This window comes from Stenotrophomonas sp. AB1(2024), assembly GCF_037482345.1.
Taxonomy (GTDB): domain Bacteria; phylum Pseudomonadota; class Gammaproteobacteria; order Xanthomonadales; family Xanthomonadaceae; genus Stenotrophomonas.
Genome location: NZ_JBBHKO020000001.1, coordinates 814862 through 835321 on the forward strand (window position 1 = coordinate 814862; position 20460 = coordinate 835321).

Genomic DNA, 20460 nt, shown 5'->3' on the forward strand with positions numbered 1-20460 from the left:
GGCGCGCCTGCTTGCGCCGGCTCAACCTCCCGGCATCACCGAATGACAGCTGTATGGAGGGTTCCTCGAGTTGAGCCTGATGGCCGCCAAGCTTGCCGGCCAGGCCAACGGCCGACGCTACCATCAGATTTCCTGCAGAGTTGTTCAGAGCATCCCTCGGGATGCTCTGAACAAATGCTCCGATAGTGCCAGCCGCTGGCCAGAAACCTGAGAGACAATGGCAGCCTGCAGGTTCCCGCTGGCACCTCCAAAGCAGCAGAACATTATCAATCTGAGATGTCAGTCGGTCGCAGATCGAGCCTGACCCGAGAATTCAAGGCCCAAAGATGGTTGTTCAGAACATCCTTAGGGCCCGCCCTACGAGCTTGGACCGGAATGCACGACAACGCCATGCACACGCAAGTCCGGGCGCGCGTCGCATCCTGTGCTTTCGTCATGGAAGCACGCTTGCGGAAGCGCAGCCATGTCCATCTCGAAGACTACTTTGGAGCGGTTGACGAAGTTGGCATAGTGCTTGCCGTCTTCACTTCCCGTGACTAAACGACCGTCCGGGTAGGCAGCTTTCAGAGCAGCCAGTGTGGAGCCAACGCCAATTCCCTTCTCATCTTCAAACTCCTCCGCGATAGTCCGCAGCCGCTCAATCCTGCCGTCATCAAACCAGCATTCGACAACCAAACCGCCAGGTAGTGAGACGTCCATGACCACGTACTCGTCTCCTTCCTGCATAACCGAGCGTTCAATGAGGGGATGCCCGGTTGCGAAAAGCTGGTCCTTGGTCATTCCAGTACGCAGGCCCCCAAGGGAGCCACTACTGGCGTCAATGCCCGCGAACAAGGGGACAGCTTCAGTGGGCGCATGCTTCGCCACATCCAGTACGTCGGAGGGAGCAGGGCTGCATGCCACTAGCATCAGGACCCAAGCTCCGCCGGAAATGATCTTCATTTTTTGGGTTTCCAGTCAGTGAAGCGTCCCTGCGTTCCATCCTGCTTAAGATCTACATGCACGCCACGGCCATCAGTGTATTGATTGACCCGGTTGAATTCGCCGGAGCCATGGGCCGCATCAGCGGTTTGCTTAGCCGTGTTCCCATTGATCCGTATGTCTGCCGCGTTGTCCTGTAGATGCTGGCTCCGACTCGCGCCGCCCACCGTTCGGTTTTGCTCCACCGTTCTTTGGCCACTGGTCACTTCGATATTCTGACCGGATTTATCACTGAAGTTGAGCAATTTGATTGTCACTTCAGGCCCGGGATTGGCCGGCTTGCCTCCCAGTGACTTCTGGGGCAGAAGGGTGACGGTCCCACGGGCTTCCGTCCGCGTTCCATGGACGACTCCATAGTTCGAAACATTCGTCCTGGCGACATCGACTGCCCCACTGTCGCTCGTCGTACGAGTAGTTGTCTGGTAGAAGACAAGCGGCTGGTCATGGACTGCCTGTCTCCCATCCGGATCCGTGAACTTGTACGGATTCCCGTTCCCATACCGATACCGATTGAACTGACCCAGAGGCTGCTCATACGCCGTCACCGGATCAACCGACAGGAACATCCCCAGCTGCGGATCCATGTACCGCTGCTGCATGTAGCTCAGCTCGGTGGCCGAGTCACTCACATGCCCGGTATATCCCGGCCCATCTGCGACCTGACCGTCCACCACGGCCCCGTAGGGCTCATAGTCATAGCGCTTGATTACGTTGCCGTTGGCATCGCTCTCAGCCACAACCGAGCCCAGGGCGTCCGTGTGGATGTAGGTGACCGTCGTCTGGGCAATTGCGGATGGAGACGAGCCGAGACCAACCAGCAGCACGCAGCACAGCCAGGCGCCTAATGCTCCCGATTTCCGAATTCGAACTTCTAATCCCCTGAAGCGGGTCAACACACCGCTTGCAGCTCCCCCGAACCTGCGCATCCTTCCAATCCCTGAAAGAGCCTTGAAGCAAGGCTGGGTATTCATAGCACAGGAATGGTCGACTACGGTTTCCAGGTCAGGAATCGTGAAAAGCTAAGCGCCTGGGAAGCCGGCGGGGCGAGTAGGACGCGAGGTTCGGAAATCCTGGGCTGCCAGCCATGGGCTGGCACTACTGGGGGACTCGCGTTCCGCCGGGCATGGCCCGGCGCCACCAGAACACAAAAAAGCCCCGACCAGGGCCGGGGCTCTTCATTACAACTGGTGCCGGAAATAGGAATCGAACCTACGACCTACGCATTACGAATGCGCCGCTCTACCAACTGAGCTATTCCGGCTGAGCAGGCAATTCTAAGGTGCGCGGCGCAGGTGGTCAATTGTGGGCGCCCCTGCCCCGGCAACGCCCGGCCTGCCTGGCGTTCGGGGCACCGGGCGTTGACGCGCCCGGCCCTACAGTGGGCCTGTTGCCCTCTGGAGAGCTCCATGCGCCCTTACACCCGCTTGGCCGGCCTGCTGCTTGCCTCCCTGCTGTGTACCGCCCCAGCTGCGGCCGAATCCCCCGCCCAGGCGCCCTCACCGCCGGACCAGCAGTGGCAGCCGCTGTTCCAGCAGGTCCAGGGTGCGCACCTGTTCAAGGATCAAAAGACCTTCGCGGATGCGATTCCAATGGCCGACCCCGAAGTGATCCTGGCCCAGTGGCAGCAGCAGCGCGCGCAGCGGAGCTTCTCGCTGGAGGCGTTCGTGGCCGCGAACTTCACGGCGCCGGTTGAGGCCGCCGCCTACGTGCCGCCTACTGGTGAGACCCTGCGCGCCCATATCGAAGGCCTGTGGCCGGTGCTGACCCGCACCACGGCGACGGTGGACCCGCGCGGTTCGCTGCTGCCGCTGCCTCACCCTTATGTCGTGCCGGGCGGGCGCTTCCGCGAGGTGTATTACTGGGACAGCTACTTCACTCTGCTCGGCCTGGCCTCCAGCGGGCGCTGGCAGCAGGTCCGCGACATGGTGGACAACTTTGCCTGGCAGCTGAACCAGTACGGACATATCCCCAATGGCAACCGCAGCTACTACCTGAGCCGCTCGCAGCCGCCGTTCTTCAGCTTGATGGTGGATCTGCTCGCCACTCACGAGGGCGATGACGCGTATCGCCGGTATCTGCCGCAGTTGCGCACCGAGCATGCGTTCTGGATGCGGGGTGCGGAAGGGCTGGCGCCAGGCGCGGCCAGCGAGCGGGTGGTACGGATGAACGATGGCAGCCTGCTCAACCGGTACTGGGATGCACGGGCGGTGCCGCGTACGGAGTCCTGGACGGATGATCTGGCGACGGCGGCCACCGCGCCGGACCGTGCGCCTTCGCAGGTGTATCGCGATCTGCGGGCGGGGGCCGAGTCCGGGTGGGATTTCAGCTCGCGGTGGCTGGTGCATCCGGCGGAGCTGGGCAGCATCCATACCACCGAGATCGTGCCGGTGGATTTGAACAGTCTGCTGTTCCACTTGGAGGGCACGTTGGCGCGTGCCAGCCGAATTGCGGGGGATCGTGCGGCAGCGCGGGATTTCGAACGGCAGGCCAAACGGCGGCAGGAGGCGATCAATACGCTGCTGTGGGATGAGCGGCAGGGGTGGTATGCGGATCGGGATCTGGAGCGTGGTACGCCCCGCCCTGCCCTAACGGCTGCTGCGCTTTTTCCGCTGTGGTTGCAGGTGGCGAGCCCGGTGCAGGCGCAGCGCACGGCTGAGGCGGTGGAGGTGCAGTTGCTGCACGAAGGCGGGTTGTTGACCACCACGGAGAACACCGGGCAGCAGTGGGATGCGCCGAATGGGTGGGCGCCGTTGCAGTGGGTTGCTGTTGATGGGTTGCAGCGGTACCGGCAGGATGCGTTGGCGCGACAGGTGGGGGTTCGGTTCCTGCGCACGGTGCAGACCGTTTACGACCGCGATGGGAAGTTGGTGGAGAAGTATGTGGTGGATGGGTCTGCGGGTGGCGGCGGTGGCGGCGAGTACCCGTTGCAGGATGGGTTTGGCTGGAGCAACGGGGTGGCGTTGGCGTTGTTGGATCGGTTGTGTGCGGAGCAGAAGCGGTGCGATGACGCCGGGGATGTCGAGGAATGACCGGGTAAGAGCGCGGTTCCGTTTTGGGGTAATGCGTTACAGCAGGGATTGGCAGGGTCGGCGTTCGTTTGGGAACCGAACCCACCAGGCCAGCCGATCAGGCAGATCAGGCCGATTCCGCCGAACGGGCTATGCAGTATTGTGCTGCGTAGTACGTGGCCAGTATGCATAGCGATGCGGCTGGCAGGCCGCCACCGAAGCGGTCCCAGGCCAGGACGGAGTCGCTGATGACGAAGAGCACTGCGCCGATGGCGGCCCAGCGTGTGCCTTGCGTTGCGCCGATGGGGCTGCGCGACCACGCGCGTGCCAAAGCGAGTGTTGCCATCAAGGCAAGCACCACTACGTACACCACCACGGGAATGCGCAGCGCGTTGGGCAACAGCGGCCATAGTCCTGCGAGGTTGGTGCCAGCGAACAGGGCCAGCAGCACGCCGGCCAATATCAACCCGCGCCCTGCCCCGAAGCCGGCGCGGAAGGCGACGATGTAGCAGAGATGGGCGAGGAGGAAGGCGATAAGTCCCGGGACGAACGCGTCGAACGGGAGCATCAGGGCGATGTCGCCGATGCAGGAGAACGCCATGCCGAGCAGGATCGCGCGGGCGTAGGTGCGGTTGGCGGAGGGTGCGTCGGTTGCCGGCCAAAGGCCGGCACTACGTAGGACCATGCTGGCAATCAACAACGTGGCCAGCGGCTTGGCGATCCAATGCAGCCAGCGCCCGTCGCCGTCCAGCGACGCGCCGATGATGGCGGCCACCGCCGCCAGCACGATCGGCACGTCGCGGCGCAGGCTCATCGCGCTTTCCACAACTCGGCCAGGCGGTCGGGCTTGCCGGCAATGCGCTGCAGCGAGGGGTACTGCAGGCCGCCGTGGTAATCGAGCTTGACCGTGTCGATGCGGTCGAAGTTGCGCACCAGCAGGGTGAGCGGCGCCTTGTCGGTCTTGGCGGCGGCCACGGCGTCCTTCAGGTCTTCGCCCTTGAATACGCGGCCGTTGAGCGCGAGCACGTTCATGCCCGGGGCCAGGCCGGCGTTGAAGGCCGGGCTGTCCCACAGTACGTCGGTGATGGCACCCGCTTCGGTCACCGCCACGCCCACCGAGTACAACAGGTTGGTGTTCTTGGCGCGGGTTTCCTGCGCCTTGAAGGCGTCGTTCGGGGTGTCGGTGTAGACCAGCTTCCAACCCGCCGCTTCCAGCCCGCCGGTGAGCGGGCCGTGGCCGTCCAGGCGCTCGCGCAGGAAACTGGCCCAATCGAACGGGGCAATGCCGTTCAAGGTGCTGACCACTTCATCGAACGTATACGGGTTCACGTTCCAGTCGCCGTCGTGCATGCCGAAGAAGGCCTTGGCGAAATCATCGATGCTGCGCTTGTTGCCGGTCAAGGCGCGCAGCTTGCCTTCCACGTCCAGCCACACCATCTGGCCGCCGGAGTAGTAGTCCTCGCTCATCTGGTAATTGCGGAACGCCAGGGCGCGGCGCTGGGCGATGGTGGGGTCGTTGGTGGTGTCCTGCAGGTTGCGCCAGGCCAGGCCCGGGCGGCCGCGGTCATAGGTGGCAGCCACATTCGCCAGCATGTCGCGGGTCTGGTCGGTACTCCACAGCCCCGAGCGTGCGGCCAGCACGTGGCCCCAGAACTGGGTCTGGCCTTCGTACAGCCACAGCAGGCTGTCACCCATGGGCACGTTGAAGTTGGCGGTGGTCAGGTCGGCACCACGGCGGTACTTGCCGTTCCAGGAATGGTTGAATTCGTGCGGCAGCAGGTCACGGCCGAGCCAGGTCTTGTCCCAGTCGGTGAAGTAGCCGGTGTCGCCGCTGTTTTCGCTGGAGCGCTGGTGTTCCAGGCCGATGCCGCCGAGCTTGCTGGTAAGTGCAAGCAGGAATTCGTAGCGGTCGAAGTGGCGGGCGCCGTAAAGCTTGTACATCTGCTGGACCAGCGCGCGGTGCGCCTGCAGCTGTTCGGGCTTGGTGACCAGCGATTTGGCGTCGTCGGCGAACACGTTGAGGTGCACGGGCACCTTGGCGCCGGGGTCGAGGTCGAACTGCTGGTAGTGGCGGCCGGCGAACAGCGGCGAGTCCACCAGGTGGTCGTAGCTGATCGGCTTGAACACCACGGTGTCGCCGTCGCGGCGCTCGGTGTCCAACGCGGTGGCGTAGGCCCAGTTTGGCGGCAAGGTCACGCTCGCCTGGGTCTGGATGTTGCGGGTGATCACACCGGCCGGGTACAGGGAGTTGGCGTTCCACTGCAGGTTGAGCATTTCCGGGGTCATGACCACACGGCCCTGTCCTGCACCCTGCGAGGAGAGGAACTTGAACTCGGCTACGACCTCACTGGCGCCCTGCGGTACGTCCACGGTGAAGGCGTAGACGTTGTACGGGTCGCGCTTCCACGCCAGCGGTTTGCCGTTGGCGGTGACCACCAGGCCGGCGAGTTTGTCGATGGGGCCGCTGGGGGAATGCGCGCCGGGCAGCCACTGCGGGTACAGCAGGGTCAGCGGGCCCGGCTGGGCCGGCACGGTGGCCTTGACCTTGAAGATGCGGCGGCCGATGTCGCGGGCGTCCACATCGATGCGCAGCAGGCCGGGGAAGGCGATGTCCTGCGGTGGCGGCGTCTGCGCGTGGGCACCGGTGGTGGTGGCGGCGAGAAGCACGGAGAGGACGGCGGCACGCAGTTTCATCGAGGGGGATTCCGGCATTCGAATTGATCGATGCTAGACCTCGATGGCGCACAGCCCCATGGCCAAAGGTCATGCCTTCGTCGCGTGGGGCGTTGTTATCGGCAGTCGATCGGGATGCGACCGTACCGGCGAGGGTCGATATTCATGCCATTGATCGGGATGCATGCGTGGTAATGCGAATGGTCTTCGGTTGATTGATCCCGATGCCGATGGGCACGTAACAATTCGTAGGTCCGAAGAGAACGGCAGGAGCCGTTCTCAACGTTGCGCAGCGACGGCCCGAAGGGTGCCCGCCAGGACGGCGGGCATAACGTTGGCCGGACACCGCGCGCAGCGCGGCACAAGCGTCCGAATCCGCTGCGCATCGGTTGTCGCGATTGTTCCGACGTTTAACCGGCCGAAGACATCCGGCAGGCGTTCATGACCCCGGATCGAAAGGCAGCCGGCCAACGGCCGGCGCTACCGTCAGGAGATGAGGCGCAGCCTCAGTTCCTTCGGCAACGCAAACACCATCGATTCGGGTTCGCCTTCGAGTTCGCCGATGCCGGTGGCGCCCAGCTCCTTCAGCCGCTCGATCACGCCATCCACCAGCACCTGCGGCGCAGAGGCGCCGGCGGTGAGGCCGATGTGCTTCTTGCCCAGCACCCAGGCCGGGTCGATCTCGTCGGCGCCGTCGATCAGGTAACTCTCCACGCCATCGCGGCGCGCCAGTTCGCTGAGGCGATTGGAGTTGGAGCTGTTCGGCGAGCCCACCACCAGCACCAGGTCGCAGCGCTTGGCCAGGTCGCGCACGGCGTCCTGGCGGTTCTGGGTGGCATAGCAGATGTCGTCGTTCTTCGGCCCCTGCATGGCCGGGAAGCGCACACGCAGCGCTTCGATGATGCCGCGCGTGTCATCCACCGACAGCGTGGTCTGGGTGGTGTAGGCGAAGTTCTCCGGCTGGTCCAGCACCAGGGTGGCGACGTCGTCCACGTCTTCCACCAGGTAGATCTTGCCGGCGCCGCGCTCGCGGCTCCACTGGCCCATGGTGCCCTCCACTTCCGGGTGCCCGGCGTGGCCGATCAGCACCACGTCGCGGCCGGCACGGCAGTGCCGCGCCACTTCCAGGTGGACCTTGGTCACCAGCGGGCAGGTGGCGTCGAACACTTTCAGCCCGCGCCGCTCGGCTTCCTGGCGTACCGCCTGGGAGACGCCATGGGCGCTGAAGATCACCGTGTTGCCATCGGGCACTTCGTCGAGCTCTTCGACGAAGATGGCGCCCCGGCGCTTGAGGTCATCGACCACGAAACGGTTGTGCACGACCTCGTGGCGCACGTAGATCGGCGCACCCAGGGTCTCGATCGCGCGCTTGACGATCTCGATCGCACGATCGACACCGGCACAGAAACCACGCGGATTGGCGAGCAACACATCCATCGGTCAGATACTCCGGCCGGCCGGGGCCGGTTGATACAGGGAACTGGAGGGAATTATCCCGCTTTTTTCTCGGCCTTGCCGTCGAACAGGCCGAACACCGCAATACCCACCGCGCCCACCACGATGGCCGCATCGGCGATGTTGAACGCCGGCCAGTAGTGCTCACCCACGTACCACTGGATGAAATCGACCACGTGGCCGTGCACCTGGCGGTCGATGACGTTGCCGATGGCTCCGCCGATCACCAGGGCGTACGGCACGGCGCTGCGCCAGTGGGCACGCGGGGTGCGCGACAGCCAGAAGGCCATCAGGCCGCTGATGCCCACCGCCAGCGCGGTGAAGAACCACAGCTGCCAGCCACCGGCGTCGCTCAGGAAACTGAACGCCGCACCGGTGTTGTAGGTGCGGTACCAGTTCCAGAAGCCGTCGATGACCGTCACCGGCTGGTACTCGGGCAGGCTGGAAAGAACCCAGGCCTTGCTCCACTGGTCCAGGCCGATGATGGCGGCCGACAGCAGCAGCCAGACCAGCGCGTTGGGACGCGGACGCGGGGCGGCCATCAGAACCACTTCCTGTCTTCGCCGGCACCGTCGACGTTGCTTGCGCAACGACCGCACAATTCGGGGTGGGCGGCCACGCTGCCGATGTCGGCACGGTAGTGCCAGCAGCGCACGCACTTCTGCTTGGTGGTCGGCTGGGCGCTGACGAACACCTCGTCGGTGGTCGCAGGGCGCACGCTGACATCGCCACTGATGAACAGGAAGCGCAGTTCCTCGGCCAGCGGCTGCCAGCGCGCAGCGGTTTCCTCGCTGGCGGCAACGGTGATCTCCGCTTCCAGCGCGGCACCGATGGCACCGTTGGCACGCATCGGTTCGAGCACCTTGGCCACCTGCTCGCGCAGGGCCAGCAGCTGGTCGAAGTCGGCGGCGTTGATCGCGGCATCGGCCGGCAGCGGCACCAGGCCGTCATACCAGGTGGCGAACAGCACGTTCTGCTTGCGCGCGCCCGGCAGGTAGCCCCACAGCTCATCGGCGGTGAAGCTCAGGATCGGTGCGATCCAGCGGGTGAACGCTTCGGCGATGTGGTACATCGCGCTCTGCGCCGAACGGCGGCCGCGCGAGTCGGTCGGCATGGTGTACAGCCGGTCCTTGGTCACGTCCAGGTACAGCGAGCCCAGGTCCACGCTGCAGAAGTTCAGCAGCAGCTGCACGATCTCGGCCATGTTGTAGCCGGTGTACGCCGCCTTGATCTTCTCCTGCACTTCCCAGGCGCGATGCACGATCCAGCGGTCCAGCGCGACCATGTCGGCCGGGGCCACCCGGTGCTGGGCCGGGTCGAAGCCATCCAGGTTGCCGAGCAGGAAGCGCGCGGTGTTGCGCAGGCGCCGGTAGGCATCGGCGTTGCGCTTGAGGATTTCCTGCGACAGCGACATTTCGTTGCTGTAGTCGGCCGAGGCGATCCACAGGCGCAGGATGTCCGCGCCCAGGGTCTTCATGATGTCCTGCGGCTCGATGCCGTTGCCCAGCGACTTGGACATCTTGCGGCCCTTCTCGTCCACGGTGAAGCCGTGGGTGAGGCACTGCTTGTAGGGCGCATGTTTGTCGATGGCCACGCCGGTGAGCAGCGAGGACTGGAACCAGCCGCGGTGCTGGTCGGAGCCTTCCAGGTACAGGTCGGCCGGCTTGCCGAAGCCACGCTCCAGCAGCACGCCTTCGTGGGTGACGCCCGAGTCGAACCAGACATCGAGGATGTCGGTGACCTTCTCGTAGTGCGCCGCTTCATCACCCAGCAGTTCGGCCGCGTCCAGCGCGTACCAGACGTCGATGCCGCCGGCCTGCACACGGTCGGCCACCTGCTGCATCAGTTCAACGGTGCGCGGATGCGGCTCGCCGGTTTCGCGGTGGGTGAACAGCGCGATCGGCACGCCCCAGGTGCGCTGGCGGCTGATGCACCAGTCCGGGCGGCCATCGACCATGCTGCCGATGCGTGCCTTGCCCCAGTTCGGGAACCAGCCCACGTTGTCGATGGCGGCCATCGCATCGCTGCGCAGGTTGGCCTTGTCCATCGAAATGAACCACTGCGGGGTGGCGCGGAACACCACCGGGGTCTTGTGGCGCCAGCAGTGCGGGTAGCTGTGCACGATCTCGACGAAGGCCAGCAGCGCGCCCGAATCGCGCAGTACGTCCACGATCAGCGGCTGCGCCTTCCACAGGTGCACGCCGGCCAGCACCACCTCGCCGGCCGGCGGGGTCGAGGGCAGGTACACGCCACGGCCGTCGACCGGATTGATCTGGCCGGCGGTGTAGTGGTCCATCAGCCCGTACTGCTGGCTGACCACGAAATCTTCCTGGCCGTGGCCGGGGGCGGTATGCACCGCACCGGTACCGTCTTCATCGGACACGTGCGCGCCGTTGAGCAGCGGGATGTCGCGCTGCGGGTAGAACGGATGGGCCAGCAGCAGGTTTTCCAGCGCGGCACCGGCGGCATGGCCATGCGCCACCACGTCTTCCACGCCGTAGCGGCGCAGCGCGCGCTCGGCCAGGCTGGCGGCGATCACCAGCCAGCGGCGCTTGCCGGCGTGGGCCGGACCTTCGACCAGCGCGTACTGGATGTCCGCGCCCAGCGACACCGCCAGCGAGGCCGGCAGCGTCCACGGAGTGGTGGTCCAGATCGGCACGGCGACTTCGACATCGGCCGGCAGGCTCACGCCGAAGCGCGCAGCCAGCTGCGCCGAATCGCGCGCCACGTAGGCCACGTCGATGGCCGGCGAGGTCTTGTCCTGGTACTCGATTTCCGCTTCGGCCAGCGCCGAGCCGCAGTCGAAGCACCAGTGCACCGGCTTGGCGCCGCGCACGATGTGGCCGTTGGCGAAGATCTTGGACAGCGCGCGGATTTCATTGGCTTCGAAATCGAAGCTCAGCGTCTTGTACGGGTTGTCCCAATCGCCGATCACGCCCAGGCGCTTGAAGTCGCGGCGCTGCAGCTCGATCTGCTCTTCGGCGTACTCGCGGCACTTCTGGCGGAACTCGACGGCGTCGAGCTTGACGCCGACCTTGCCCCACTTCTTTTCGACCGCGATTTCGATCGGCAGGCCGTGGCAATCCCAGCCCGGCACGTAGGGCGCGTCGAAGCCGGCCAGGTAGCGCGACTTGACGATGATGTCCTTGAGGATCTTGTTGACCGCATGGCCGAGGTGGATCTGGCCATTGGCGTACGGCGGGCCGTCGTGCAGCACGAACAGCGGGCGACCCTGCGCGTTGGCGCGCAGGCGGGCGTACAGGCCCTCGTCTTCCCAGCGCGACAGAATGCCCGGCTCGCGCTTGGGCAGGTCGCCGCGCATCGGGAATTCGGTTGCCGGCAGATGAAGGGTGGCTTTGTAGTCCTGGCTCACGCAGTGGCTCGCAATCTGTGTTCGGAAAGGATGTGACGGGCCTGATCGGCGTCACGGTGCATCTGGTCGGTCAATGTCGCCAGATCATGGAACTTTTCTTCGTTGCGCAGCTTGGCGACGAATTCGACCTGGATATGCCGACCGTACAGGTCGCCCTGGAAATCGAACAGGTGCGCTTCCAGCAGCGGCTCCACCCCGTCCACGGTTGGCCGGGTACCAAAGCTGGACACCGATGGCCACGGCTGGTCGAACACGCCGTGCACCCAGGTGGCATAGATGCCGGCCAGCGCCGGGGTCTTCGGGAAGCGCAGGTTGGCCGTGGGGAAGCCGAGAGTGCGGCCGAGCTGGCGCCCGCGCACTACCCTGCCCCCGATCGAATACGGGCGGCCGAGCAGGTCGGCGGCCTGGGTGAAATCGCCCTCGCGCAGCAGCTGGCGGATGCGGGTGGCGGAAATGCGCTCGCCGTGCAGGTCCACCGCTTCGATCTCGCCGGCGGTGAAACCGCGTTCGGCGCCCATGGCCTGCAGCAGCGCCAGGTCGCCGCGACGGCGGTTGCCGAAGCAGAACTCCGGCCCGATCCACACTTCGCGCGCGCCCAGCCGGTTGACCAGCAGCTGTTCGACGAAGGCTTCGGCCGGCATGGCCACCATGGCGGCATCGAAGCGCAGCAGGCCGACCGCGTCCACGCCGAAGTCGCGCAGGATCGTGACCTTGTCGCGGGCCAGGGTCAGCCGCGGCGGCGGCTCGCCCTGGGCGAAGTATTCTCGCGGCAACGGCTCGAAGGCCACCGCCACGGCGGGCACGCCCAGCGCGCGGGCGCGCGCCGCCGCATGCCGCACCAGCGCACGATGACCCAGGTGCAGGCCGTCGAATGCGCCGATGCAGACCACGCTTCCGTGCGGGAACAAACGCCCGCCTTCGATGCTTCTGAACAACCTGCTCATCTGATGGGAATCCGGCCCACCCGGGCCAATCTGTTGCAATGCATGACCGGCAAGTATAGCTGGGTGTCCAGCCCAGCCACGCAGGGCGCGGCTCTACCGGTGCCCTGCCATGCCGGGAATGCGGTGCCGAGCCACGCCGGGGATGAACAGACAGATTGGGACGGGGTGGGCATGGATCAATGCTCGCGCAGGTGATGCGGGCGGAAGCCCATCGCGACCAGGGCCAGCAGGTAGGTCAGGCCGCCGCCGCCGACCAGCAGCGCCAGGTTGCCGATGCGGTGCCATTTATCCATGTCGGTGAAGTCGGTCATCAGCTGCAGCAGGCCCAGCAGCACCGCCACCATGGCCGCGCAGGCCAGCCCCAGCCGGGTCACGTAGCCGGCCCAGCCCGGCTTGGGCTGGTAGACGTCGGTCTTGCCCAGCCAGTACCAGAGCAGGCCAAGATTCAGGTAACTGGACAGCGCGCTGGCAATGCCCAGCGCCAGGTGCAGGCCCGGCTGCCTGCCCAGCGCCACCCAGACACCCTGCGCCTTGAGCGCCTCGGGCACCATCACGTGGTACAGCGCGGCCAGCAGGATGAAGTTGAAGACCATGTTGGCCACCAGCGCGACCAGGCCGGCACGCACCGGGGTGCGGGTGTCCTGGCGGGCATAGAACGCCGGCAGCACCACCTTGAGCAGGGCGAAGGCTGGCAGGGCCAGGCTCAGGCCATACACCGACAACGCCGTCATGCGGGTATCGAACGGGGTGAACTGGCCATGCTGGAAGATCGTGGCGATCAGCGGCTCAGCCAGCAGCAGCAGGCCAAGCATGGCCGGCACGGCGATCAGCAGCGTGGTGCGCAGGCCCCAGTCCAGCGCGCTGGAGAAGCCGGCCTTGTCGGTACTGACATGGTGGCGGGCCAGCGCGGGCAGGATCACCGTACCCAGCGCCACCCCGAACACGCCCAGCGGCAGCTCCAGGAAGCGGTCGGCCAGCGACAGCCAGGACTGCGAACCGTCGATCAGCTTGGCGGCGATCACGGTGTCCAGCAGCAGGTTGATCTGGGCCACGGAGGAGCCGAACAGGGTCGGCACCATCAGGGTCAGCACCTTGCGCACGCCGGGATGGCTCCAGCCCCAGCGCGGCAGGGTCAGCAGGTTGATGCCCTTCAGCGAAGGCAGCTGGAACAGCAGCTGCAGCACGCCGGCCGCCAGCACCGCCCAGCCCAGGGCCAGGATCTGCTTTTCGGGGGTACCGCCCAGCCGGGGGGCCAGCCACAGCGCGCCGGCGATCATGCACAGGTTGAGGATCACCGGCGTCAACGCAGGCATCGCGAAGCGCTGGAAGCTGTTCAGGGCCCCGCCCGCCAGGGCGGTGAGCGAGACGAACAGCAGGAACGGGAAGGTCAGCCGGAACAGGTCCACCAGCAGGCCGTGTTTGGCCGGGTCGGTGTCGACCCCGCTGGAGAACAGGGTGGCCAGCTGCGGGGCGAAGATCAGCGCCAGCGCGGTCACCAGCAGCAGCACCGCGCCCAACGTGCCGGCCACCCGCGACATCAGCTCGCGCAGTTCCTCATGCGAGCGGGTTTCCTTCACCTCCGTGAACACCGGCACGAAGGCGGTGGCGAACGAGCCCTCCGCGAACAGGCGGCGCAGGAAGTTGGGCACCCGGAAGGCGACCCAGAAGGCGTCGGTCACCGCGTTGGTGCCGAACGTGGTGGTGATGGCCAGGTCGCGGACCAGCCCCAGCACCCGCGAAATCATGGTCATGCTGCTGAAAGACAGCAGCCCGCGCAACATCCTTGGTGAACTCACCCGTGTTTCCTCTTGACAATTGACTTGACGTACATTTTCCGAGCCATCATACTTTCCAGCTTGCTGTTCCCATTACACCGATTTTTCAGGAAACCACCACTGTGGCCAATATCAAGTCCGCCAAGAAGCGCGCCAAGCAGACCGTCGTGCGCAACGCGCGCAATACGGCTCAGCGTTCGATGCTGCGCACCGCTGTCAAGAAGGTGATCAAGGCGCTCGACGCCAACGATGCCGCCGGCGCCGAGGCAGCCTTTGCCGTCGCCCAGCCGATCCTCGACCGTTTCAGCTCGCGTGGTCTGATCCACAAGAACAAGGCCGCTCGCCACAAGAGCCGCCTGACCGCGCGCATCAAGGCCCTCAAGGTCGCCTGATACGGCACTGCGACGCCGCGCCACGCGCGGCGTGCAGGAAAAGAACCCGGCCCCGGCCGGGTTTTTTGCGCCCGTCCATCCATGGCGGGCGCCCGTCGGGCCATCGGCAAGCGATGTCAAAAACGGCTCCAGGCCGTTTTTTGCGCCCGTCCATCCATGGCGGGCGCCCTTCGGGCCATCGGCAAGCGATGTCAAAAACGGCTCCAGGCCGTTTTTTGCGTTGGCCGACCAAATGCAGAAAGCACCCCGCGTAGAGCCACGCCCTGCGTGGCTGGCTGCCTGCGATCCAGGACCCTGCGCCGACGGCAGCCACGCAGGGCGTGGCTCTACGGCAAAACGGAAAAACCCGGCCGAAGCCGGGTTCCCCTTTGAAGACCGGACAGCGTCAGAGCGCGTTGCGCGCATCCGCTTCGTCTTCCTTCTGGCGGTCGAAGAAGGCCATGATGTTGGTCATGATCGGCCAGGTGCCTTCACGGCCCAGCGCCGACACCAGGTACCACGGCTGGGTCCAGCCCAGCTCGGCGATGATCTTCCCGGCGGCGGCCTTGGCCTCGTCCTCGAACATCAGGTCGGCCTTGTTCAGCACCAGCCAGCGCGGCTTTTCCAGCAGCTCGGGGTCGTGCTTGGCCAATTCGCGCTCGATCGCACGGACCTGCTCGATCGGCGAGATTTCCACACCACCTTCCATGGGGGAGATGTCCACCAGGTGCAGCAGCAGGCGGGTGCGTTGCAGGTGGCGCAGGAACTGCGCGCCCAGGCCGGCGCCATCGGCGGCACCTTCGATCAGGCCGGGAATGTCGGCGATCACGAAGCTGCGGTAGTTCTCCACGCGCACCACGCCCAGGTTGGGGTAGAGGGTGGTGAACGGGTAATCGGCCACCTTGGGGGTGGCAGCGGACACGGCGCGGATCAGGGTGCTCTTGCCGGCATTGGGGAAGCCCAGCAGGCCGACGTCGGCCAGCAGCTTCAGCTCCAGCTTGAGCAGGCGCTCCTCGCCCTCCTCGCCCGGCAGCGACTGGCGCGGCGAACGGTTGGTGGAGCTCTTGAAGTGCATGTTGCCCAGGCCGCCCTTGCCGCCCTTGGCCACCAGCAGGATGTCGTCGTGCTGGGTGAGGTCACCGATCACTTCGTCGGTCGCCACGTTCATCACCACGGTACCGACCGGCACGGTGATGATCAGGTCTTCGCCGCCCTTGCCATAGGCCTGGCGGCCCATGCCGTTCTCGCCGCGCTGCGCTTTGAAGATGCGCTCATGGCGGAAATCGACCAGGGTGTTGAGGTTTTCGTCGGCGCGAATGTACACGCTGCCGCCATTGCCGCCATCGCCGCCGTCCGGGCCGCCCAGCGGAATGAACTTCTCGCGACGGAAACCGACGCAGCCGTTGCCGCCATTGCCGGCGGTAACCTGGATTTCTGCTTCGTCTACAAGTTTCATGATTCTGGATGCCAACTGGAGGCGGTGGGCAACGGGTGCGCCCGACCGCAGAGTCTAACGTGAAAAACAAAAACCCCGCCGAAGCGGGGCTTTCGTCAGCGGCCCCACGCCGGGGCGGGGGCGCCTGCGTGCCGCGAAGCTCAGGCTTCGGCGACGACGCTGACGGTACGACGCTTCTTCGGGCCCTTCACCGAGAACTCCACCTTGCCGTCGACCAGCGCGAACAGGGTGTGGTCACGGCCGAGGCCGACGCCGGTACCCGGATGGAACTGGGTGCCGCGCTGACGCACGATGATGTTGCCAGCATCGATGGCCTGGCCACCGAAGATCTTGACGCCGAGGTACTTCGGGTTGGAGTCGCGACCGTTGCGCGATGAGCCTACGCCCTTCTTGTGTGCCATGACTGCTTCTCCTTATTACTTGCTGCCACCGGCGATGCCGGTGATCTCGATTTCGGTGTAGTACTGACGGTGACCCTGGCGCTTCATGTGGTGCTTGCGGCGACGGAACTTGATGATCCGGACCTTGTCGGCACGACCCTGGGACACGACCTTGGCAGTGACCGAAGCGCCGCTCAGCGCGTCGCCCAGCTTGATGCCGTCGCTGTCGCCCAGCAGCAGGATGTTGTCGAACTTGATCTCGTTGCCGACTTCGACTTCGAGCTTTTCAACGCGGAGCGTTTCGCCCTGCGCCACGCGGTATTGCTTACCGCCGGTTACCAGTACTGCGTACATGACCAGACTTCCTCTGTAGTTATTGTGGTCTATGGACTGCCGCCATCGAGGGCGGACAGAAGCGGGATTTTAATGACTCACCCCGGCCCGGGTCAACCCACCCCCTGCCCTGGGCGGCAATCCCCTGAACCCCGTTCAGGTTCGGACCCTGCTGGTCTCAGTAGATGAGACAAGGGGCTGGCAATGTCGCCGATTGCCCCCAAATCCCAAGCTCGGTAGGCTGACCGATTGCCGTCTCCGCTTGCCCCACTTTCAACGGATCCCCCATGGCGATGGATTTCATCCGCATCCGCGGCGCGCGGACGCACAATCTCAAGAACATCGATCTCGACCTGCCCCGCGACAAGTTGATTGTCATCACCGGCCTGTCCGGTTCGGGCAAGTCCTCGCTGGCCTTCGACACGATCTACGCCGAAGGCCAGCGCCGTTACGTGGAGTCGCTGTCGGCCTATGCCCGGCAGTTCCTGAGCGTGATGGAAAAGCCGGACCTGGACCATATCGAAGGCCTGTCGCCGGCGATCTCCATCGAGCAGAAGTCGACCTCGCACAACCCGCGTTCGACCGTGGGCACCATCACCGAGATCTACGATTACCTGCGCCTGCTGTACGCCCGCGTGGGCAGCCCGCGCTGCCCCGACCACGGCTACCCGCTGGAAGCGCAGACCGTGAGCCAGATGGTGGACCACGTGCTGACCCTGGACCCGGAGCAGCGCTACATGCTGCTGGCGCCGGTGATCCGCGAGCGCAAGGGCGAGCACGCCCAGGTGTTCGACCAGCTGCGCGCGCAGGGTTTCGTGCGCGTGCGGGTGGACGGTGCGCTGCATGAAATCGACGCGGTGCCGCCGTTGGCGCTGCGCCAGAAGCACACCATTGAAGCGGTGATCGACCGCTTCCGCCCGCGCGAGGACATCAAGCAGCGCCTGGCCGAAAGCTTTGAAACCGCGCTGAAGCTGGGCGATGGCATGGTCTCGGTGCAGTCGCTGGATGTCGAGGACGCCCCGGCCCACCTGTTCTCGTCCAAGTACAGCTGCCCGGTCTGCGATTACTCGCTGCCGGAGCTGGAACCGCGCCTGTTCTCGTTCAATTCGCCGGTCGGCGCCTGCCCGGGCTGCGATGGGCTGGGCATGGCCGAATTCTTCGACCCCTCGCGCGTGGTGGTGCACCCGGAGCTGTCGCTGTCGGCCGGTGCCGTGCGCGGCTGGGACCGCCGCAACGCGTACTACTTCCAGCTGATCGCCTCGCTGGCCAAGCACTACAAGTTCGACACCGATGCGCCGTGGCAGAGCCTCTCCGAAAGCGTGCGCCAGGCGGTGCTGTACGGCAGCGGCGATGAAACCATCACCTTCACCTACTTCACCGAAGCCGGTGGCCGCACCCAGCGCAAGCACCGCTTCGAGGGCATCATTCCCAACCTCGAACGCCGCTACAAGGAAACCGAATCGGCGGCGGTGCGCGAAGAGCTGGCCAAGTACATCAGCGAACGCAACTGCCCCGAGTGCCAGGGCCAGCGCCTGAACAAGGCCGCGCGCAACGTGTTCGTGGCCGACCGTGCGCTGCCGGAACTGGTGGTGCTGCCGATCGACGAAGCGCTGAAGTTCTTCAGCGGCATGACCCTGCCCGGCTGGCGCGGCGAGATCGCCGGCAAGATCGTCAAGGAAATCGGCGAGCGCCTGGGCTTCCTGGTCGACGTGGGCCTGGATTACCTCACCCTGGAGCGCAAGGCCGACACCCTGTCCGGTGGCGAAGCGCAGCGCATCCGCCTGGCCAGCCAGATCGGCGCCGGCCTGGTCGGGGTGATGTACGTGCTCGACGAGCCGTCCATCGGCCTGCACCAGCGCGACAACGAGCGCCTGCTCGGCACCCTCACCCGCCTGCGCGACCTGGGCAACACGGTGATCGTGGTCGAGCATGACGAAGACGCGATCCGGCTGGCCGATTACGTGCTGGACATCGGCCCGGGCGCGGGCGTCCACGGCGGCGAAATCGTCGGCCAGGGCACCCTGCAGGACATCCTGGATGCACCGCGTTCGCTCACCGGCCAGTACCTGTCGGGCAAGCGTGCGATCGAGATCCCCGCACGCCGGCACACCCCCAACCCGAAGATGACGCTGCACCTGCGCGGTGCCAGCGGCAACAACCTCAAGGGCGTGGACCTGGACATTCCGTCGGGCCTGCTGACCTGCATCACCGGCGTGTCCGGTTCGGGCAAGTCGACCCTGATCAACGACACGCTGTTCTCGCTGGCCGCCAACGAGATCAACGGTTCCTCGCACCCGATCGCGCCGTACAGGGAAGTGGAAGGGCTGGACCTGTTCGACAAGGTGGTGGACATCGACCAGTCGCCGATCGGCCGCACCCCGCGTTCGAACCCGGCCACCTACACCGGCCTGTTCACCCCGCTGCGCGAATTGTATGCGCAGGTTCCCGAAGCGCGTGCGCGCGGCTATTCGCCGGGCCGTTTCAGCTTCAACGTGCGCGGCGGCCGCTGCGAAGCCTGCCAGGGCGATGGCCTGATCAAGGTGGAAATGCACTTCCTGCCGGACGTGTACGTGCCGTGCGATGTGTGCCACGGCAAGCGCTACAACCGCGAGACGCTGGAGATCCTGTACAAGGGCTACAACATCAACGACGTGCTGCAGATGACCGTCGAGGATGCGCTGAGGCTGTTCGAACCGGTGCCGAGCATCGCGCGCAAGCTGGAAACGCTGGTGGACGTGGGCCTGAGCTATATCAAGCTGGGCCAGAGCGCGACCACGCTGTCCGGCGGTGAAGCCCAGCGCGTGAAGCTGTCCAAGGAACTGTCGCGCCGCGATACCGGGCGCACGCTGTACATCCTGGACGAGCCGACCACCGGCCTGCACTTCCACGACATCGAAGCGCTGCTCGGGGTGCTGCACAAGCTGCGCGACGAGGGCAACACGGTGGTGGTGATCGAACACAACCTGGACGTGATCAAGACCGCGGACTGGGTCGTCGACCTGGGGCCGGAAGGCGGTCACCGTGGCGGCACCATCCTGGTCACCGGCACGCCCGAAGACGTGGCCGCGCACCCGGCGTCGTATACCGGGCAGTTCCTGGCCAAGATGCTGCCGTCGGTCAGCGCGCGCCCGGAACGCCCGGCGGCGGTGGCCAACAAGCCCGATGCCCGCCCGCCGCGCAAGGCCAAGCCGGAAAAGCCGGCCAAGGTCACCAAGAAGGCGGTGGCCGCCAAGCGCGCGGCAACGCCCACCAAGACCAGCCCTGCCAAGACCACGAAGGCGAAGAAGAAGTAATGAGCACCGAACACAAGATCCTGGCCCGCGTACCGATCAGCGTGCGCTGGCGCGACATGGACAGCATGGGCCACGTCAACAACGCCAAGTACATTTCCTACCTGGAAGAGGCGCGCGTGCGCTGGATGCTGGGCGTGGAAGGCGTGGCCATGAGCGACCGCATCGCCCCGGTCGTGGCCGCCACCAACGTCAACTACCGCCTGCCGATCGTGTGGCCCAACGACATCGTGGTGGAGTTGTTCGTCGAGCGCCTGGGCAACAGCAGCGTGACCATCGGCCACCGCATCGTGGACCAGAAGAACGACAGCACGCTGTATTCGGACGGCAACGTGGTGGTGGTGTGGATGGATACGCAGACCGGCAAGAGCGCCCCGCTGCCGGACGCGATCCGCAGTGCATCGAGCTGATCACCAACCGC

At 65.5% G+C, this 20460-nt stretch carries 16 protein-coding genes and 1 tRNA gene; 4 read left to right on the forward strand and 13 right to left on the reverse strand.

Features of this window, described 5'->3' with window-relative positions; translation table 11 throughout:
* Positions 1 to 357: 357 nt before the first annotated feature.
* The 3 genes from WIX41_RS03800 to WIX41_RS03810 all read right to left on the reverse strand — a co-directional run bounded on the left by WIX41_RS03800 (position 358) and on the right by WIX41_RS03810 (position 2242).
* A complete protein-coding gene (locus WIX41_RS03800; RefSeq protein ID WP_339445831.1) occupies positions 358 to 942 on the reverse strand; it encodes a hypothetical protein in 585 nt (194 codons plus the stop codon).
* Complete coding sequence (locus WIX41_RS03805) at positions 939 to 1805, reverse strand: RHS repeat-associated core domain-containing protein (RefSeq protein WP_339445832.1); 867 nt, start codon at positions 1803 to 1805, stop codon at positions 939 to 941. Before WIX41_RS03805 ends, WIX41_RS03800 begins: the two co-directional genes overlap by 4 nt.
* Positions 1806 to 2166: 361 nt before the next feature.
* Positions 2167 to 2242, reverse strand: a tRNA-Thr gene (locus tag WIX41_RS03810).
* A gap of 145 nt (positions 2243 to 2387) precedes the next feature.
* On the opposite strand from WIX41_RS03810, the gene treA reads away from it, so the two are divergent.
* Complete coding sequence (treA, locus tag WIX41_RS03815; protein WP_339445833.1) at positions 2388 to 4010, forward strand: alpha,alpha-trehalase TreA; 1623 nt, start codon at positions 2388 to 2390, stop codon at positions 4008 to 4010.
* 106 nt (positions 4011 to 4116) lie between these two features.
* On the opposite strand, the gene WIX41_RS03820 is transcribed toward treA, so the two are convergent.
* The 7 genes from WIX41_RS03820 to murJ all read right to left on the reverse strand — a co-directional run bounded on the left by WIX41_RS03820 (position 4117) and on the right by murJ (position 14215).
* On the reverse strand, positions 4117 to 4803 hold the full coding sequence (locus WIX41_RS03820; RefSeq protein WP_339445834.1) for a lysoplasmalogenase: 687 nt from the start codon (positions 4801 to 4803) through the stop codon (positions 4117 to 4119).
* A complete protein-coding gene (locus tag WIX41_RS03825) occupies positions 4800 to 6683 on the reverse strand; it encodes a M61 family metallopeptidase (RefSeq protein ID WP_339445835.1) in 1884 nt (627 codons plus the stop codon). Before WIX41_RS03825 ends, WIX41_RS03820 begins: the two co-directional genes overlap by 4 nt.
* A 465-nt stretch (positions 6684 to 7148) precedes the next feature.
* Positions 7149 to 8099, reverse strand: coding sequence for a 4-hydroxy-3-methylbut-2-enyl diphosphate reductase (gene ispH / locus WIX41_RS03830; RefSeq protein ID WP_339445836.1), 951 nt, complete (start codon positions 8097 to 8099; stop codon positions 7149 to 7151).
* Between the two features lie 53 nt (positions 8100 to 8152).
* Positions 8153 to 8659 (reverse strand): signal peptidase II, encoded by a 507-nt coding sequence (gene lspA / locus WIX41_RS03835; protein ID WP_339445837.1) that lies wholly within the window; start codon positions 8657 to 8659, stop codon positions 8153 to 8155.
* Positions 8659 to 11490, reverse strand: coding sequence for an isoleucine--tRNA ligase (gene ileS, locus WIX41_RS03840; RefSeq protein WP_339445838.1), 2832 nt, complete (start codon positions 11488 to 11490; stop codon positions 8659 to 8661). Before ileS ends, lspA begins: the two co-directional genes overlap by 1 nt.
* Positions 11487 to 12434 (reverse strand): bifunctional riboflavin kinase/FAD synthetase, encoded by a 948-nt coding sequence (locus tag WIX41_RS03845; RefSeq protein WP_339445839.1) that lies wholly within the window; start codon positions 12432 to 12434, stop codon positions 11487 to 11489. The genes ileS and WIX41_RS03845 overlap by 4 nt, the downstream gene beginning before the upstream one ends.
* A 176-nt stretch (positions 12435 to 12610) precedes the next feature.
* Positions 12611 to 14215 (reverse strand): murein biosynthesis integral membrane protein MurJ, encoded by a 1605-nt coding sequence (gene murJ / locus WIX41_RS03850; protein WP_409187446.1) that lies wholly within the window; start codon positions 14213 to 14215, stop codon positions 12611 to 12613.
* Between the two features lie 116 nt (positions 14216 to 14331).
* On the opposite strand from murJ, the gene rpsT reads away from it, so the two are divergent.
* Complete coding sequence (gene rpsT / locus WIX41_RS03855) at positions 14332 to 14601, forward strand: 30S ribosomal protein S20 (RefSeq protein WP_339445841.1); 270 nt, start codon at positions 14332 to 14334, stop codon at positions 14599 to 14601.
* Between the two features lie 385 nt (positions 14602 to 14986).
* Here rpsT and cgtA read toward each other — a convergent pair whose 3' ends face one another.
* The 3 genes from cgtA to rplU all read right to left on the reverse strand — a co-directional run bounded on the left by cgtA (position 14987) and on the right by rplU (position 16770).
* On the reverse strand, positions 14987 to 16036 hold the full coding sequence (gene cgtA / locus WIX41_RS03860; protein WP_339445842.1) for an Obg family GTPase CgtA: 1050 nt from the start codon (positions 16034 to 16036) through the stop codon (positions 14987 to 14989).
* A 140-nt stretch (positions 16037 to 16176) separates the two neighbouring features.
* A complete protein-coding gene (gene rpmA / locus WIX41_RS03865; protein WP_019184517.1) occupies positions 16177 to 16437 on the reverse strand; it encodes a 50S ribosomal protein L27 in 261 nt (86 codons plus the stop codon).
* Between the two features lie 15 nt (positions 16438 to 16452).
* A complete protein-coding gene (gene rplU / locus WIX41_RS03870; RefSeq protein WP_339445843.1) occupies positions 16453 to 16770 on the reverse strand; it encodes a 50S ribosomal protein L21 in 318 nt (105 codons plus the stop codon).
* 266 nt (positions 16771 to 17036) lie between these two features.
* On the opposite strand from rplU, the gene uvrA reads away from it, so the two are divergent.
* Both uvrA and WIX41_RS03880 read left to right on the forward strand, forming a co-directional pair.
* Entirely contained in the window at positions 17037 to 20042 is a 3006-nt protein-coding gene (uvrA, locus tag WIX41_RS03875; protein WP_409187317.1) for an excinuclease ABC subunit UvrA, read from the forward strand.
* Complete coding sequence (locus WIX41_RS03880; protein WP_339445844.1) at positions 20042 to 20449, forward strand: acyl-CoA thioesterase; 408 nt, start codon at positions 20042 to 20044, stop codon at positions 20447 to 20449. Before uvrA ends, WIX41_RS03880 begins: the two co-directional genes overlap by 1 nt.
* Positions 20450 to 20460 lie beyond the last annotated feature (11 nt).

Excerpts from the sequence above, each read along its gene's own strand:
- WIX41_RS03880 (WP_339445844.1), top strand. The coding sequence starts at position 20,042 with ATGAGCACCGAACACAAGATCCTGGCCCGCGTACCGATCAGCGTGCGC.
- ispH (WP_339445836.1), bottom strand. The coding sequence starts at position 8,099 with ATGGATGTGTTGCTCGCCAATCCGCGTGGTTTCTGTGCCGGTGTCGAT.
- WIX41_RS03820 (WP_339445834.1), bottom strand. The coding sequence starts at position 4,803 with ATGAGCCTGCGCCGCGACGTGCCGATCGTGCTGGCGGCGGTGGCCGCC.
- murJ (WP_409187446.1), bottom strand. The coding sequence starts at position 14,215 with ATGTTGCGCGGGCTGCTGTCTTTCAGCAGCATGACCATGATTTCGCGG.
- uvrA (WP_409187317.1), top strand. The coding sequence starts at position 17,037 with ATGGCGATGGATTTCATCCGCATCCGCGGCGCGCGGACGCACAATCTC.
- treA (WP_339445833.1), top strand. The coding sequence starts at position 2,388 with ATGCGCCCTTACACCCGCTTGGCCGGCCTGCTGCTTGCCTCCCTGCTG.
- cgtA (WP_339445842.1), bottom strand. The coding sequence starts at position 16,036 with ATGAAACTTGTAGACGAAGCAGAAATCCAGGTTACCGCCGGCAATGGC.
- WIX41_RS03825 (WP_339445835.1), bottom strand. The coding sequence starts at position 6,683 with ATGAAACTGCGTGCCGCCGTCCTCTCCGTGCTTCTCGCCGCCACCACC.
- lspA (WP_339445837.1), bottom strand. The coding sequence starts at position 8,659 with ATGGCCGCCCCGCGTCCGCGTCCCAACGCGCTGGTCTGGCTGCTGCTG.
- rplU (WP_339445843.1), bottom strand. The coding sequence starts at position 16,770 with ATGTACGCAGTACTGGTAACCGGCGGTAAGCAATACCGCGTGGCGCAG.
- WIX41_RS03800 (WP_339445831.1), bottom strand. The coding sequence starts at position 942 with ATGAAGATCATTTCCGGCGGAGCTTGGGTCCTGATGCTAGTGGCATGC.
- WIX41_RS03845 (WP_339445839.1), bottom strand. The coding sequence starts at position 12,434 with ATGAGCAGGTTGTTCAGAAGCATCGAAGGCGGGCGTTTGTTCCCGCAC.
- rpmA (WP_019184517.1), bottom strand. The coding sequence starts at position 16,437 with ATGGCACACAAGAAGGGCGTAGGCTCATCGCGCAACGGTCGCGACTCC.